16 protein-coding genes are annotated in these 14,579 nt (G+C 59.3%); 9 read left to right on the top strand and 7 right to left on the bottom strand.

Going from position 1 to position 14,579, the window contains the following annotated elements; genetic code table 11:
• Nucleotides 1-118 precede the first annotated feature (118 nt).
• Nucleotides 119-1,408: a citrate synthase gene (locus tag QBL02_RS06215; RefSeq protein WP_282725521.1), complete on the top strand. Its 1,290-nt coding sequence runs from the start codon at nt 119-121 to the stop codon at nt 1,406-1,408.
• Between the two features lie 114 nt (nt 1,409-1,522).
• On the opposite strand, the gene dapD is transcribed toward QBL02_RS06215, so the two are convergent.
• Nucleotides 1,523-2,467 carry a 2,3,4,5-tetrahydropyridine-2,6-dicarboxylate N-succinyltransferase gene (dapD, locus tag QBL02_RS06210; RefSeq protein WP_282725520.1) on the bottom strand — a complete coding sequence of 315 codons (945 nt, stop codon included), beginning with the start codon at nt 2,465-2,467 and terminating at the stop codon, nt 1,523-1,525.
• A gap of 17 nt (nt 2,468-2,484) precedes the next feature.
• On the opposite strand from dapD, the gene dapE reads away from it, so the two are divergent.
• Entirely contained in the window at nt 2,485-3,588 is a 1,104-nt protein-coding gene (gene dapE / locus QBL02_RS06205; protein WP_282725519.1) for a succinyl-diaminopimelate desuccinylase, read from the top strand.
• A 61-nt stretch (nt 3,589-3,649) separates the two neighbouring features.
• Complete coding sequence (locus tag QBL02_RS06200) at nt 3,650-3,820, top strand: DUF3117 domain-containing protein (protein WP_282725518.1); 171 nt, start codon at nt 3,650-3,652, stop codon at nt 3,818-3,820.
• A 154-nt stretch (nt 3,821-3,974) separates the two neighbouring features.
• On the opposite strand, the gene QBL02_RS06195 is transcribed toward QBL02_RS06200, so the two are convergent.
• A complete protein-coding gene (locus QBL02_RS06195) occupies nt 3,975-4,607 on the bottom strand; it encodes a class I SAM-dependent methyltransferase (protein WP_282725517.1) in 633 nt (210 codons plus the stop codon).
• A gap of 112 nt (nt 4,608-4,719) precedes the next feature.
• Between QBL02_RS06195 and QBL02_RS13795 the strand changes: the two genes are divergently transcribed.
• A complete protein-coding gene (locus QBL02_RS13795; protein ID WP_349238634.1) occupies nt 4,720-5,241 on the top strand; it encodes a twin-arginine translocase TatA/TatE family subunit in 522 nt (173 codons plus the stop codon).
• A gap of 2 nt (nt 5,242-5,243) precedes the next feature.
• Here the strand turns inward: QBL02_RS13795 and QBL02_RS06185 are convergent, their stop codons facing one another.
• From QBL02_RS06185 to QBL02_RS06175, 3 genes are read right to left on the bottom strand one after another with little or no spacing between them, the layout of a single operon-like run.
• Nucleotides 5,244-6,404: a P-loop NTPase gene (locus QBL02_RS06185; RefSeq protein WP_282725516.1), complete on the bottom strand. Its 1,161-nt coding sequence runs from the start codon at nt 6,402-6,404 to the stop codon at nt 5,244-5,246.
• Nucleotides 6,405-6,413: 9 nt separating this feature from the next.
• Nucleotides 6,414-7,031 (bottom strand): DUF1003 domain-containing protein, encoded by a 618-nt coding sequence (locus tag QBL02_RS06180; RefSeq protein ID WP_282725515.1) that lies wholly within the window; start codon nt 7,029-7,031, stop codon nt 6,414-6,416.
• On the bottom strand, nt 7,028-8,278 hold the full coding sequence (locus tag QBL02_RS06175) for a CBS domain-containing protein (RefSeq protein WP_282725514.1): 1,251 nt from the start codon (nt 8,276-8,278) through the stop codon (nt 7,028-7,030). The genes QBL02_RS06180 and QBL02_RS06175 overlap by 4 nt, the downstream gene beginning before the upstream one ends.
• Nucleotides 8,279-8,315: 37 nt before the next feature.
• Between QBL02_RS06175 and QBL02_RS06170 the strand changes: the two genes are divergently transcribed.
• Together QBL02_RS06170 and QBL02_RS06165 are read left to right on the top strand one after the other, a co-directional pair.
• The gene (locus tag QBL02_RS06170; protein WP_282725513.1) at nt 8,316-8,810 is read left to right on the top strand and encodes a general stress protein; all 495 of its coding nucleotides are present in this window, start codon (nt 8,316-8,318) and stop codon (nt 8,808-8,810) included.
• Between the two features lie 188 nt (nt 8,811-8,998).
• Nucleotides 8,999-9,196 (top strand): hypothetical protein, encoded by a 198-nt coding sequence (locus QBL02_RS06165; protein WP_282725512.1) that lies wholly within the window; start codon nt 8,999-9,001, stop codon nt 9,194-9,196.
• Nucleotides 9,197-9,271: 75 nt separating this feature from the next.
• Here QBL02_RS06165 and QBL02_RS06160 read toward each other — a convergent pair whose 3' ends face one another.
• Complete coding sequence (locus tag QBL02_RS06160) at nt 9,272-10,699, bottom strand: aminopeptidase P family protein (RefSeq protein ID WP_282725511.1); 1,428 nt, start codon at nt 10,697-10,699, stop codon at nt 9,272-9,274.
• A 59-nt stretch (nt 10,700-10,758) separates the two neighbouring features.
• Here QBL02_RS06160 and QBL02_RS06155 point away from each other — a divergent pair, with 59 nt between their 5' ends.
• Together QBL02_RS06155 and QBL02_RS06150 are read left to right on the top strand one after the other, a co-directional pair.
• Nucleotides 10,759-11,595 (top strand): PHP domain-containing protein, encoded by an 837-nt coding sequence (locus QBL02_RS06155; RefSeq protein ID WP_282725510.1) that lies wholly within the window; start codon nt 10,759-10,761, stop codon nt 11,593-11,595.
• Complete coding sequence (locus QBL02_RS06150) at nt 11,592-11,981, top strand: YchJ family protein (protein WP_282725509.1); 390 nt, start codon at nt 11,592-11,594, stop codon at nt 11,979-11,981. The genes QBL02_RS06155 and QBL02_RS06150 overlap by 4 nt, the downstream gene beginning before the upstream one ends.
• 120 nt (nt 11,982-12,101) lie before the next feature.
• Here the strand turns inward: QBL02_RS06150 and QBL02_RS06145 are convergent, their stop codons facing one another.
• Nucleotides 12,102-13,604, bottom strand: a complete 1,503-nt coding sequence (locus tag QBL02_RS06145) for a DEAD/DEAH box helicase (RefSeq protein ID WP_282725745.1) — start codon at nt 13,602-13,604, stop codon at nt 12,102-12,104.
• A gap of 200 nt (nt 13,605-13,804) precedes the next feature.
• On the opposite strand from QBL02_RS06145, the gene QBL02_RS06140 reads away from it, so the two are divergent.
• The gene (locus tag QBL02_RS06140) at nt 13,805-14,524 is read left to right on the top strand and encodes a ferritin-like fold-containing protein (RefSeq protein WP_282725508.1); all 720 of its coding nucleotides are present in this window, start codon (nt 13,805-13,807) and stop codon (nt 14,522-14,524) included.
• Nucleotides 14,525-14,579 lie beyond the last annotated feature (55 nt).

Below are 14,579 nucleotides of genomic sequence, written 5' to 3'. Positions count from 1 at the left end.
TTTTTGGTATCGAATCAAGGGTAGGAGGGCGAATTTGCCCTGGTGAACGGGCTAAGCTGGGAACACGTCGCCTTCAAGAGGGGCGACGGTTCACTGCAACGAATCACGAGGAGGCAACGTGACCGAATCGACGCAGGGCCAGACCGCAAGGCTGACCGTTGCTGGGCGCGAGGCAGAGCTGCCTGTGCTGACTGCAACAGACGGAAACCCCGCTATCGATGTGAGCGCGCTGACCCGTCAAACAGGCCATACAGCGCTCGACTATGGATTCGTAAACACTGCCTCAACAAAGTCAGCTATCACCTTTATCGATGGCGACCAGGGCATTTTGCGTTACCGTGGCTATCCAATCGAAGAGCTGGCTGCAAAGTCGAGCTTTCTTGAGGTTGCTTATCTGCTGATCTACGGCGAATTGCCGACTGCCGATCAACTGGCTTCCTTCGACGGTGAGATTCGTCGACACACGCTGCTGCACGAAGACATGCGCTACTACTTTGAGGGTGTGCCGCACACGGCTCACCCGATGGCGGTGCTCTCGGGTGGCCTGCAGACAATGTCGACCTACTACGAAGACTCGCTCGACACTTCGGTCGAAGAGTTCGTGCACGTCAACACCATTCGTCTGCTCGCAAAGCTGCCGGTACTTGCCGCTTACGCTCACAAGAAGTCGATCGGGCAGGCCTTCCTGTACCCAGACAACAACCTGAGTTTTGTTGAGAACTTCTTGCGCCTGAACTTCGGCAACCGCGCTGAAGAGTATGTGCTGAACCCGGTTCTTGTTGACGCGCTCGACAAACTGCTCATTCTGCACGCCGATCACGAACAGAACGCTTCGACTTCTACCGTTCGTCTGGTTGGGTCGACTGGAGCAAATATGTTCTCGTCGGTCTCTGCCGGTATCAACGCGCTCTCGGGCCCGCTGCACGGTGGCGCAAACGAAGCCGTGCTTTCGATGCTCGCTCAGATTCAGGAGAGCGGCCAGGGCGTTGGCGCCTTCGTGGAGAAGGTCAAGAACAAGGAGGCGGGTGTCAAGCTGATGGGCTTTGGCCACCGCGTCTACAAGAACTATGATCCACGCGCTCGTATTGTTCGCGAAAGCGCAGGCAAGGTTCTTGCTGAGCTTGGTGTGAACGATCCACTGCTCGCGTTGGCGCAGGAGCTTGAGCAGATCGCTCTTGAAGATGATTACTTCAAGGAGCGTAAGCTCTACCCGAACGTCGACTTCTACACCGGCGTGATCTACAAGGCAATGGGCTTCCCGACCCGCATGTTCACCGTGCTGTTTGCGATCGGTCGTCTGCCCGGTTGGATCGCGCAGTGGCGTGAAGCTCGCGAAGACATGCAGACCAAGATTGGTCGCCCACAGCAGCTCTACATTGGCAGCCCAGAGCGCCATCTGAACCGCTAAAACTACAACAAGGCCCGCGCACTGAGCTTGTCACAGTGAGCGGGCCTTTGCTGTCCCGTCGTCATTCTGCGCAGAGTAACGCGCAGCGAGCGGGTGAGTGACCCGAAGGCGAGGCTACGCGTGCAGCGCGGCGTTTAACGCGATGCCGCTGCCGCTGCGCGGAATAACCTCGACTGCGCCGCTTGTTGAGTTGCGGCGAAACAGCAGGCTGGGCAAGCCCGAGAGTGCAAGTGCTTTGATCTCGGTCGGTTCGCTGCTGCCAGAGTGTCCCTGTGGCAGCAGCACTTTGGTACCTGCTGTCACGTAGAGCCCGGCTTCGACTACGCAGTCATCGCCAATTGAGATACCGATGCCGGCGTTCGCACCCAGCAGCGCCCGCTCACCAATTGATATGCGCTGTGTGCCACCGCCTGAGAGCGTTCCCATGATCGATGCGCCGCCACCAATGTCGCTGCCTTCGCCGACCACAACTCCTTGCGAGATGCGACCTTCAACCATAGAAGCGCCGAGGGTGCCGGCATTAAAGTTCACGAATCCCTCGTGCATTACTGTGGTGCCGGGTGCAAGGTGTGCGCCCAGGCGAACTCGTGAGGCGTCGGCGATTCGCACGCCTTCGGGCAACACGTAATCTGTGAGCCGCGGAAACTTGTCGACGCCAACCGCGGTAATGCCTTTGCGTTTGAGGAGCGGGAGCCGCGCGCTGTAATCCGCGAGTGCCATTGGGCCTGCGTTAGTCCAGGCAACATTTGGCAGCTTGCCAAAGATCCCGTCAAGGTTGATCGAGTTTGGTTGTGCCAGACAGTGTGAAAGCAGGTGCAGACGAAGGTAGGCATCTTCAGTGCTGGCGGGTGCCACATCAAGGTCGATGCTTACGACGATGGCGCGGATCGAGACGTTTCGGGTTTCGTCGTGCCCCTGTTCAGCGAGCATTTCTGGTGATTGCGCATGATCTGCTGGGCGCTCACCGAGTTGCGGTGAGGGAAACCAAGCATCGAGCAGGAGTCCGTCAGCGGCAATTGTGGCGAGGCCTTCGGCCCACGCGAATCGAGAATTACTCATACCTCTAGAGTAATAGTGTGAGCAATCTGGCCGAAACACCTGTCCTAGATCCGAGCGATCCCGTCGAGCTAACGCGGCAGCTTTGCAATATTCAATCTGTCTCAGGTAACGAGCGGGGGATCGCCGACTCGATTGAGGCACTGCTGCGTACGGCGCCGCATCTGTCTGTGCTGCGTGATGGTGATGCGCTGATTGCTCGCACGAATCTTGGCCGCGCAAAACGGGTCATTATTGCGGGCCATATCGACACGGTGCCGATCAATAACAATTTGCCGGTGCGCGACGAGCTTGATGAGCAGGGCGAGCCAGTGATCTGGGGGCGTGGCACTGTCGATATGAAGGCTGGAGCTGCGGTGCAGCTTTCGCTTGCGCTTGAACTTTCTGAGCCAAACGTTGACGTGACTTGGGTTTGGTACGACCACGAAGAAGTGGCAAGTGAGTTGAACGGTCTTGGTCGGGCAACTAGAAATCACCCGGAGCTTTTTGACGCAGATTTTGCGATCTTGTGCGAACCCACTGCTGGTGCCATTGAGGGCGGCTGCAACGGAACTCTCCGGGTGCGGGTGTCGATGCTTGGCAAGCGGGCTCACTCTGCGCGGGCGTGGATGGGTGTGAACGCGATCCACCGTGCTGGTGAACTTTTGGAGCGTCTCGCAAACTATGAACCGCGTACTGTGCACGTCGATGGACTTGACTACCGCGAGGGTTTGAATGCGGTGCGAGTGAGCGGAGGTGTCGCAGGCAATGTGATTCCAGATCGTTGCGATATTGATGTGAATTACCGTTTTGCACCGAACCAGAGCGGCGAAGAGGCCGTGCAATTTGTGCGCGAATTTTTTGCAGACGTCGATGAGTTTGAGGTGACTGACCTGGCAGAGGGTGCACGGCCGGGCCTTGACGCTCCTTTTGCGCAGGGATTTGTGGCCGCAGTTGGCGCGAAACCGCGGGCGAAAGTCGGCTGGACTGATGTTTCGCGGTTCTCGGCGCTCGGGGTGCCTGCGGTGAATTTTGGGCCGGGAGATCCGTCGTTGGCACATGCCGATGACGAGCGAGTTCCTGTTTCGCAGATCACACAAACCGCCGATGCGCTGCGTCATTGGCTGAAATCTGAGTCAATCTAGTTTTTCGCGTACGGGTGATGCCCGATACAATAGAAACGTAGGCTCACATAGAGGAGAAGCAATGGCTGCAATGAAACCCCGGACCGGCGATGGACCAATGGAAGCGGTGCGCGAGACTCGCGTGATCGTGGTTCGCGTGCCGCTCGAGGGCGGTGGCCGCCTGGTCGTCTCGGTGAACGACGCAGAGGCGACCGAACTGAGAGACGTGCTGAACGCCGTTCTCGACGGTTAACCACATACCAAGAGAAAAGCCCCCGTCGAGGTTGACGGGGGCTTTTCGTGTCTATCAGCTAGATTCGCCGAATTCATTGCGGCTGGAGTGCGCCATCAGCTGACTGATGGAACGATTACCTGGGCCGATCAGTATTCGTGAGTCGGGGCTTCCTTCAGTCTTTGAGGCGGGTGAGCATCAGCAGGCCATCGCCGGCAGGCGAGAGCACAGGAGCGATCGCAGGTGAATCAGCTACCATCGCAAGAAGATCGCGCATGTTCTGGGTGATTTCATCACGCGACGCTGGATCGGTGACCTTGCCATGCGCGAACGCACTTGGCACCAGAATCGTGCCACCTGGGCGCACGATCTGCAGGGCCTGCTCGACATACTCGAGTAGGCGGCTCGCATCGGCATCAATCAACACGGTGTCGTAGGCGCCAAGATTCAGGCGGGAAACTACCTGCGAAGCATCGCCTTCGATCAGGCGCAGCTGTGCGCCGGGCACGCCAGCCTCAGCAAAGATGGCTCGTGCCTGACGCATGTGCTCAGGATCGATTTCGATAGAGGTGAGCGTCGCGTTTGGTGCGTAGCGCATGAGAGCGAGACCGCTAACGCCAACGCCCGTGCCGAGCTCGCAGATCGCGGTTGCCGCGGTTGCCGCGACAATGCCGGAAAGCTGAGCTGCCACTGCGCGGCTGACGGGCTCGATACCGAACTCGATGGAGTACCGACGAGCCGACACTTGAGCGTCGCTTTCGTTGGGGTACTGTTCGGCATATTGCCAATTGCGTTCGAGCCGACTCAAGGTTCCTCCGAGTTTCTGGCGGGATGACTGAGTTTAGGGTACAAGCAATACCGTGATTTCTCGGGTTGCCGCGCGGTGTGAGCTTCGCAGCTCTAGGCGCTACGATGGCAGCATGGGATTCGGTGGGCTCACGCTTGACAAGATATTTGTTATCTTGTTGATTGCGCTCTTCGTGGTCGGGCCAGATAAGTTGCCCCTCTATGCGAAGAAGCTTGGCGAGTTTGTGCGTTCGATCAAACGAATGGCAAATGGTGCCAAAGATCGTTTGCGTGACGAAATGGGGCCCGAGTTCGACGAAGTCGACTGGAAGCAGCTCGATCCGAGGCAATACGATCCTCGCCGGATTATTCGTGATGCACTGATTGAAGACGAGCGCGAGGCCCAGGTCGAAGCTCGCAAGGCAAAAGCCATGGAGGCTGCGCAGGCGCGTCGTGATCGGGTGCAAGCGCGAGCCGATGAGGTTGCGGCTGGTGCGCTCGGCGGCGCCGCCGCTATGGGTGCTGCGGGTGCTGCCGCTGCCGGTGGGAGCGAGGGCGCTAGTGCGAGCGAGGCCGCTGGTGTGACCGCAACCGCGCTCGGCACCGAGCCTCGGGCCGCAGCAAGCGGCCTGAACTTCGACGACGAAGCTACCTAGTCTTACGCTGGCGAAATAGGCAGGCCGGTACCAGCCAGACCACGGGGCCGAATTGTCAGCGCACGAGCAATCCTCAGGATTTCAGCCGACGCGGGATCGTGCGGTGCAGCGAGCACCGCAGGTCTACCCTCGTCGCCACTCTCACGAAACGCTGGGCTGAGCGGCACGGAACCAAGCAAGGGCACCTTCGTGCCGTCAGGGTTCTCAACTTCGGTGAGACGCTCTGCCACAATCTTGCCGCCGCCCGAACCAAAGAGTTCGAGTACGGTGCCATCTGGCTGCATCAGCCCGGCCATGTTCTCAATGACACCCACCACGCGTTGACCGGTTTGCCGAGCAACCAGAGCACTGCGCACGGCGACATCTGCAGCGGCCGCCTGCGGGGTGGTCACCACAACCACCTCGGCCTGCGGCAGTAGCTGGCCGACGCTGATCGCGATATCGCCGGTACCGGGTGGTAAATCCAGCAGCAAAACATCAAGGTCGCCAAACCAAACATCGCGCAAGAACTGCTCAATAGTGCGATGCAGCATCGGTCCACGCCAAGAGACTGCTGTGGTGCGAGGATCCTTGTCGCCAAGGAACATGCCGATCGAAATGACCTTCACGCCGTGAGCCACTGGAGGCAGCATGAGATCGTCAACGCGGGTTGGTGCGGCGACCTGACCGTCGTGAGCCAGACCCATCAGCGCGGGGATCGAGAACCCAAAAATATCGGCATCGATAATGCCAACGCTTAAACCCTGAGCGGCAAATGCTGCCGCGAGATTGGTGGTGATACTCGACTTGCCAACACCGCCCTTGCCACTGGTGACGGCGATGACACGGGTGAGGGACTCGGGGCCAAATTGGCTCACCCGATTGCCGCGGGAACCACGCACCCGTTCAATGAAAGCCTGTCGTTCGCTCGGGCTCATCACGTCGACAGTGATTTCTGTTGAACTCACACCAGCTGTCTGCGCTACCGCGTCGTGGGTCTCTGCCTCGATGCGCCGCGCTGCGGGGCAGCCAGCGATCGTGAGCGAAATGCCAACCCGTGCCTGCCCGTCGTCGTCTACCTCGACTCTGCGCACCATTCCGAGTCCGGTAATGGGCTGCATGATCTCGGGGTCGCGAACCGACTCAAGTGAGCGCCAGACGGCCTGCTCGATCTCTTTCGACACGTAGTTTGGTTACTTTTCTGTTTGAGGCTTATCTAGTTGATCAGGGCGAATCACGGTGAGCGACTCGGTGATGGGTGTGGCGTTCTGCTCGGCTTGCGCGGCATGCTCATCTGCATCGTTCTCAAGCAGATCGGTAAGTAGGGCACGAAGCTCGGCGCGCACGAATTCGCGGTCGGGCAGATCTTTCATAGCGAGGCGAAGCGCAACCACCTCGCGAGCGAGAAACTCAGTGTCTGCAAGATTTCGTTCTGCCCGCTGACGGTCCTGCTCAATCTGCACTCGGTCACGGTCGTCTTGACGGTTCTGCGCAAGCAGAATCATTGGTGCGGCATACGACGCCTGCAATGACAAAATCAGCGTCAGCGCTGTAAAGCCAAGCGCCGCAGAGTCAAAACGCCATTCGTTTGGCCCGAGCGTGTTCCACGCAAGCCACACCACACAAAACAGGGTTAGCGCGAGCAAGAACCACGGGGTGCCCATGCCTCGAGCGATACCTTCGGTCCATCGACCGAAGACCTCGTTGCCCGAGTCATTGCCGCCCTCGCCGATGCGCAGGTTGAGGCGTTGTCGGCCGCTCGCGCTCTGCTGTGGCGCATCGAAGTCTTGATTTCGACGAAACACACTCATTGCGCACTCCCTGACTCGTCATCGGCGTGACGCCAATCATCGGGCAGAAGATGGTCGAGCACATCGTCGACCGTGACAACGCCAACAAGCTGCCCGCTGTGATCCACCACGGGCAGTGCAACCATGTCATAGCTGGCAAGCCTGCGGGCAACCTCAGCTGTGCTCGCGTGCACCGGCACTGCTTCAACCTCGGTATCTAGCAATGCTGAAAGTCGCTCGTGTGGCGGCACCCGCAGCATATGCTGAAAATGGGCCATGCCAAGGTACTCGCCGGTTGGGGTCTCGTAGGGCGGGTGTGTGACGTAGACAGCCGAAGCCATTGCTACTGGCACCTCGCTGCGACGAATCATGGCAAGTCCCTCGGCGACGCTGGATTCGGCTGAGAGCACGATTGGGCTAGGGCTCATCAGGCCGCCAGCGGTGTCTGCGTCATATTCGAGCAGGCGGCGCACATCTTCGGCTTCTTCCGGCTCCATGAGCTCAAGGAGTTGCTCACCTTGGGCTGCGGGTAGCGCCGAAATGAGGTCGGCCGCGTCGTCTGCTTCCATGTGATCGAGCACGTCTGCCGCACGGTCGCGGGGGAGTAGCGCCAGCAAGGCAAGTTGATCGCTCTCGGTCATTTCTTCGAGCGCGTCTGCCACACGGTCATCGGCAAGCTCAGCAATCACAGTGCCCATTCGGCCAATGGGAAGTTCGAGAAGGGCTTCGGCAAGATCCGCTGGTTTGAGATCTACAAGAGTCTGAATGAGCAGCTCGGCTGAGTGCGGAGCGGTGCCGTCAGACTGCCGCTGCACATCGCTCCAACGAACGGTGCGTGAGTCGCCCTTGGCGAAAGGTGCAGACGGTTTTGGCAAGCGCACAAAAAGCTGGCTCACTACCCATTCGCCGGACTTCAATCGGTCAATGGCAGCGTCTTCGATTCGAGCCTTCACATCGCCCTCGGTGAGGCGCACTTCTTGGCCGATCATTTCAGCCAGAATTCGAGTCTCGCCCCCGCGCTGTTCGAAGCGGCGCACATTGATCAGGCCAGTCATAATGATCTGCCCAGAACTCATCGAGGTAACTCGACCAATCGGCACGAAGACGCGGCGTTTACCGGGAATCTCAACGATGAGGCCGACCACGCGCGGGGCGGTCTGCGCTCGGTAGACGACCAGCACGTCACGCAGTTTTCCGATGCGCTCGCCCGCAGGGTCGAACACCCCGCGTCCAGCGAGGCGGCCTACAAACACCCTAGAGCTACTCACACCACAAGATTAGCGGGAAGAGTGGCAGAATCGATGTATGAGTAACAGCAACCCAATGCCAACGCGTCGCATGCCGCAGATGCCTGAGCTACCAAAAGGCGAGGTCATTTCGACCTACGACCATTACATTGATGCAAAGCAGGCGGTGGATCGCCTCGCCAGAGCAAACTTTCCGGTGAGCGCTGTGTCGATCCTCGGCAACGATATGCGCAGCGTTGAACGAGTAACTGGCAAGCTGAGCTACGCCCGGGTAGCTCTGATGGGTGCGCTTTCTGGCGCGTACCTGGGTCTCTTTTTGGGGCTGCTGCTGTTTTTGTTCCAGCCTGAGAACGAGGGCATCGCGGGGCTGTTTATTTCAGCAATCGTGATCGGTGCTGGCTTCGGCATGCTTTTCGGTGTGCTGTCTTACTCGATGAATCGTCAGCGTCGTGATTTTTCTTCGGTGATGCAGTTTGTGGCCGCGCGATACGACCTGATCACAAACGAGACCCTTGTTCATGAAGCAAGGCGTATTCTTTCTCAGCCTGAGTAGCCCCCGGTAACCCACGGGTTGCTCGATTCGCCCCCGATTGCACTGTGCAGTAGTGCCATCGGGGGCGTTTTTCTTTCTGCTGCTCTTGGCTTGAAAACTAGTGAGAGTTCTCTGAACAGCTGGTGAAATTCCTTGACCTCGCTCGCACACCTGTGGGTAACTGTAGGCCCACGATGAAAGGAGAAACCATGGGTATTCTCGACGATGCGAAAGAAACTGCTGAGGCAGCCGCGAAAAAAGTGAGCCGAGCAGTAGAAGACCAGGTAGATCGCGCAAAGGACAAGGTCGAAGAGGTCAAGGCCGAAGCGAACGTGAAGAAAGCCGAGGCCGAGCGCGACGCCACAAAAGCACGCAACGAAGCCAAGGACCACCTTCGCGACGACTAAAGCATCAACTCCTATAGACAAGAATGCCCGCCCCGTACACGACTACGGGGCGGGCATTATGCGTCGGGAGAGCGACTAGCGGCCGCGCATCTCCTTGACCCAAGCCTCAACGGCATCGGCATCACGCGGAATGTCAGCAGAAAGATTTACACAACCATCGGCCGTCACGACAATGTCGTCCTCAATGCGCACACCGATTCCACGGTACTCAGCTGGCACGGTCAGATCGTCAGGCTGGAAGTACAGACCAGGCTCGATTGTGAACACCATGCCCTCCTCGAGCTTGCCATCAAGATACAGCTCCCGGCGAGCCTGCGCGCAATCATGCACATCAAGGCCGAGATGGTGACTCGTGCCGTGCACCATGTAGCGGCGGTGATACGGCGTATCGTCGCCACCATCAACCTCAGGCAGCAAACCCCACTCGCGGGTCTTACGCTCAATAACCACCATCGCGGCATCGTGCACATCACCGAAACGAATACCTGGGCGCACAATCGCGCGAGCAGCGTCGGCGGCCTCAAGCACAGCCTCATACACCCGGCGCTGTACCTCGGAGAAACTGCCACTAATCGGAATAGTGCGGGTAATGTCTGCCGTGTACAGACTGTCCATCTCAACGCCAGCATCAAGCAGCATGAGATCGCCCTCGCGCACAACACCATTGTTTTCGATCCAGTGCAGTGTGCACGCATGGTGGCCCGCTGCCGCAATAGTCTCATAGCCAACCGTGTTGCCGTCAAGGCGGGCCCGCATATTGAAGACACCCTCAACCACGCGCTCGCCGCGAGGCTCTGCAACTGCGCGGTCAAGACCGGCCAGCACTTCATCGAAGCCACGCGCGGTCGCATCAACTGCCGCCTGCATCTCTTCAAGCTCGTAGCTGTCTTTCACCAGACGCAGCTCTGAAGTCACGCGAGCCAGCTCGCTGTCTTCGAGTGTCAGATCGTCGGCCTGCGGTGCAAAGTCTGCCAGGTGCGCAGTCCGCACGCCAAGGTCTGCAGCGACCTGGGCGAGCGAAGGGCGCGGCCCGATCCAGAACTCACCAATCTCAGGGTTGGCGAAAAACTCTTCACTGTCGCGCCCGGCCCGCTCGCGGAAATAGATCGTCGCCTCGTGAGTGCTCGCCGATCCAGCGCCCTCTGAAACCGGGTCAAGCACCAGAATCGCGCCCGGCTCGCTTTCGCTGCCCCAACCGGTGAGGTGCGAAAACGCGCTGTGCGCGCGGAACTGATAGAACGTGTCGTTTGAGCGCTGCTTCATCGCACCCGCCTGAATCACGAGGCGCTGGCCCACAAACTGTGCGCCGAGGGCCTGACGTCGCTGCGCGGCGAAACTCGCAACCTTTCGTTCCGCAGGCAAGCTCTGATCGGCTTCGCCCCAGCCCGACATGATGTAGTTCAAAAACTTGTCCGTCTGCGGGGTGGTGCTGCGGTTGCTGTTGTCGATTTCGGCCTCGTGGCTTGCCGAGGCACTGTGATCAGGGGTCTTCGTCTCACTCATACAGTCATTCTCGCACCTCTGACTGAGTCTTGGAGCTTACCCGGGTCTAACATGGCACTATGACAGCCCGCTACGACCTGCACACGCACTCAACGCGCAGCGACGGCACGACGACCCCCGCAGAGATTGCGATCGAGGCTGCCTCGATTGGTCTTGCCGGATTCGCGCTCACCGATCACGACACCGTCGAGGGATGGCACGAGGCACGCAGCACTTCGGCCAAGCTCGGGATCGAGTTCTTGCCAGGCATGGAAGTGACAACAAAACACGACTACCGTTCGACGCACCTGCTGGCATACGGCATTGAGCCTGATTCACGAGAGCTCAACGTGGCACTTGAGCGCGTGCGAGAGTCGCGACATGGTCGCGCCCGCGAAATGGTGAGGCGACTTGCTGCAGACTTCGACATTGACTGGCAGACGATTATTTCTGGCGGCGAGGATCGCACGCTCGGGCGGCCCCACATCGCCGATGCGCTCGTCGAAGCCGGATACTACGCCGATCGAGGACAGGCGTTTACCGAGGTACTGCACCCGCGATCGCCTTACTACGTGCCCACCTACGCGATTGAGACGGTCGACGCTATTCGAATGGTGCGGGCCGCGGGGGGAGTGGCCGTGCTGGCCCATCCCGCAGCAGGTCGAATGACCAGGCCAGTTGATCACTCAGCGCTCGCAGCATTCGTTTCGGCGGGGCTCTGGGGAATCGAGCTGAATCACCCCGAAAACCGAGCAGAATGGATGCCTGGCCTTGCCGAAGCCGCCACAGGTTTTGGTCTGCACGTGACCGGGGCGAGCGACTACCACGGAGCGGGCAAAGCCAATCGTCTGGGTGAGTGCACGAGCAGCCAAGAAACCTGGGAAACAATACGCTCACTCGTGGCGGTGCCACGATGAGTGAGCTTGCTGCTGATCAGCCGTGCCCGTGCGGCAGGGGAGTGAGCTACGGTGAATGCTGCGGCCCACTGCATGCCGGCGAGCCAGCGCCGACGGCTGAACGCTTGATGCGTTCGCGATACAGCGCCTTCGCGCTCGGCAACGATGATTACCTGCTTCGCAGCTGGCACCCAAGCACCAGACCAAACGATTTTGAGACAGACCCAGAGATTCGCTGGCAGCGACTAATCATCGAGTCGACCGAGGCCGGTGGCCCCTTCGATGACGCCGGGCGAGTGACCTTCACCGCGATTGCGCGCAGCCCGGAAGGCCGCATCGAGCAGTACGAGCGAAGCCGATTTGTACGTGAAAACGGACACTGGTTTTACCTCGACGAGCTCGACTGAATAGTTGGTAAACGAGCCGGCAGTCCTACCTGCTGTGCTCTTCGCGTACCCAACACCAACGCTCGACAAAAAGAAAGCGTGTCTGCCCAAACTGGACAGACACGCTTTCACACAGAAGTGTTACTCGGCTGAAGTTGCGCTTGCCGAGTCGTTGCCTGCTGCACTCTCGGTGCCAGCACTCGACTGTTCACTCGAAGTACTGCCCTGACCGCGGCCGCGACCACCGCGACGGCGACGGCGACGTGGCGCGCCGTCGGCTGCTACCTCGTTAGAGGTACCCGGCTCGCTCTTGCCCTCAGCATCATGGCCGTGGCTCTCGTGGCCGTGAGCCTCATGGCGACCGCGACCCTGCGGATTGTCGCTGCGCGTGCGGCGACGGTTGCGGGTGCGCGCTGGGCGATCCTCGCCGCCCTCTTTCGCCTCGCTGTTGCGGCGCGAGCCCTCTGCGCGAGGTGCCCGCTCCTTTACCGGAGTCGCCTTCAGACGACCCTTGGTGCCCTCTGGAATGTTGAGGTCAGTGTAAAGATGCGGTGACGAACTGTACGTCTCAACCGGCTCGGGAATGCCAAACTCAAGCGCTTTGTTGATCAGCGCCCACTTGTGCATGTCTTCCCAGTCAACAAACGTGACTGCAACGCCGCTGCGGCCTGCACGCCCGGTACGGCCAACGCGGTGCAGATAAGTCTTCTCGTCGTCTGGCACTGTGTGGTTGATGACGTGAGTGACATCGTCAACATCGATACCGCGAGCAGCAACGTCGGTGGCAATCAGAATCTCTTTCTTGCCCGACTTGAAAGCCGCCATAGCGCGCTCACGCTGATCCTGGTTCAGATCGCCGTGCACGCTCGCAGCAGAAAAGCCGCGGTCGGTCAGCTCTTCCTGGAGCTTCGCAGCGGCACGCTTGGTGCGCATAAAGATCACAGTCTTGCCGCGACCCTCAGCCTGCAAAATTCGGCCAATCACCTCGTCTTTGTCGAGCGAGTGAGCACGGTAAATATTGTGCTCAATATTCGACTGCATCGCGCCCTCGTCGGGATCGGTTGCGCGAATGTGAATCGGGTTGCGCATGAAGCGACGAGCCAGCGCAACAATGGTGCCGGGCATCGTTGCCGAGAAAAGCATGGTGTGGCGCTTCTCAGGGGTCTGTGCAAACAGCTTCTCGATGTCTGCAAGGAAGCCAAGATCAAGCATTTTGTCGGCCTCGTCGAGCACCATTTCGCGCACATTCTTGAGGTCAAGCAGACGCTGACCTGCAAGGTCGAGCAGACGGCCAGGGGTGCCAACGACCACCTGAGCGCCGGCCTTCAGCTGCTCAATCTGGCCCTCGTAGGCCTTGCCGCCGTAGATGGCAGTCACCTGCACGGCGCGGCCGCTGGCAGCAAGATCGAGATCTTCGAATACCTGCACAGCGAGCTCGCGAGTCGGCACCACAACGAGAGCCTGCACGCCAGGCTCTGGATTTGAGCCGATGCGCTGCAGCAGCGGCAGGCCAAATCCGAAGGTCTTACCGGTACCAGTTTTTGCTTGACCAATAATGTCTTGGCCATCAATCGCAAGCGGAATGGTCTGCTCTTGAATGGGGAAGGCATCAACGATGCCCTGAGCTGCGAGGGCATCAACCATGTCCTGGTCGACGCCGAGTTCGGTGAACGTTGTCACGGGGAATCCTGTCAGTGAGGGTAACTACGCCCTGACTCTCCCAGGCGTAGCACGCCGGCGCTCCACTGGCTCCGACGTATATGTACGGTGTGTTGCGGCTCATAGATTAGCCACTCCACACAGTCTATGCGGATGTTGCGGCCCGAGGCGGGTACACTGGCGACGTGTTCGAGTGGATCAAGCGGCTGCGCAAAGAGAAGATGCCCACGCGCAAACTCGGTTCGCGCGAGGCGGGCGAAGATGCGGTGCGCCTGCAACTATCTGAGTTTGCGCCCGGAATCATGCCATTTCTTGGTCTCACTACCTACCTGCAGCTTTCGCTCTACGAAGCCGCTGCACGTGCCGTGGCCGGGGCGCCAGATCTCGAATCAAAAGAGGTTCTCGCCCGCTCTGCCGGTGTGACACTCGCAAAACATCAGCGCTTAAGCGAGGAACTGCGTCGTCGCGGTCGCGAACCACATCTTGTGATGGAACCGTACACTCCCGTCATCGATCGTTATATCGAGCGCATTGATACGCCCGATTGGCACCAGCACGTGCTTTCGATCTACCTGGTCGGTGGTCTCTTTGACGGCTTCTTCGCTGCTCTTGCTCGCGGCATTGACGACAACTTTCGAACCGAAGCGATCGAGATTCTGGTCGATAATTCGAGTCGCGATGATCTGAACAGGCTGCTTGCGAACGAGATTGCGGTGGATCCGCAGCTCGCTAACCGTCTCGCCCTCTGGGGGCGCAGGCTCGTTGGTGACACTCTGCTCGTGTCACGCGAGGTGCTGTCGCTGAGCGAGGGGCGCACGTTTGTCGCCAGCCACGTTGAGCCGATCTTCACTGAGCTGATCGCTGATCATTCGCGCCGAATGGATGATCTCGGACTTACCGCGTAGTTCGCAACATGGCTGTTCGCGAAAATTCGTCCCTCTTTGGCGGTGCGGCGTCTGC

The organism is Leucobacter sp. UT-8R-CII-1-4 (genome assembly GCF_030010235.1).
Classification (GTDB): domain Bacteria; phylum Actinomycetota; class Actinomycetes; order Actinomycetales; family Microbacteriaceae; genus Leucobacter.
Note: the sequence above shows the minus strand (reverse complement) of the source record. Positions and strands in the feature narration are given on the sequence as shown.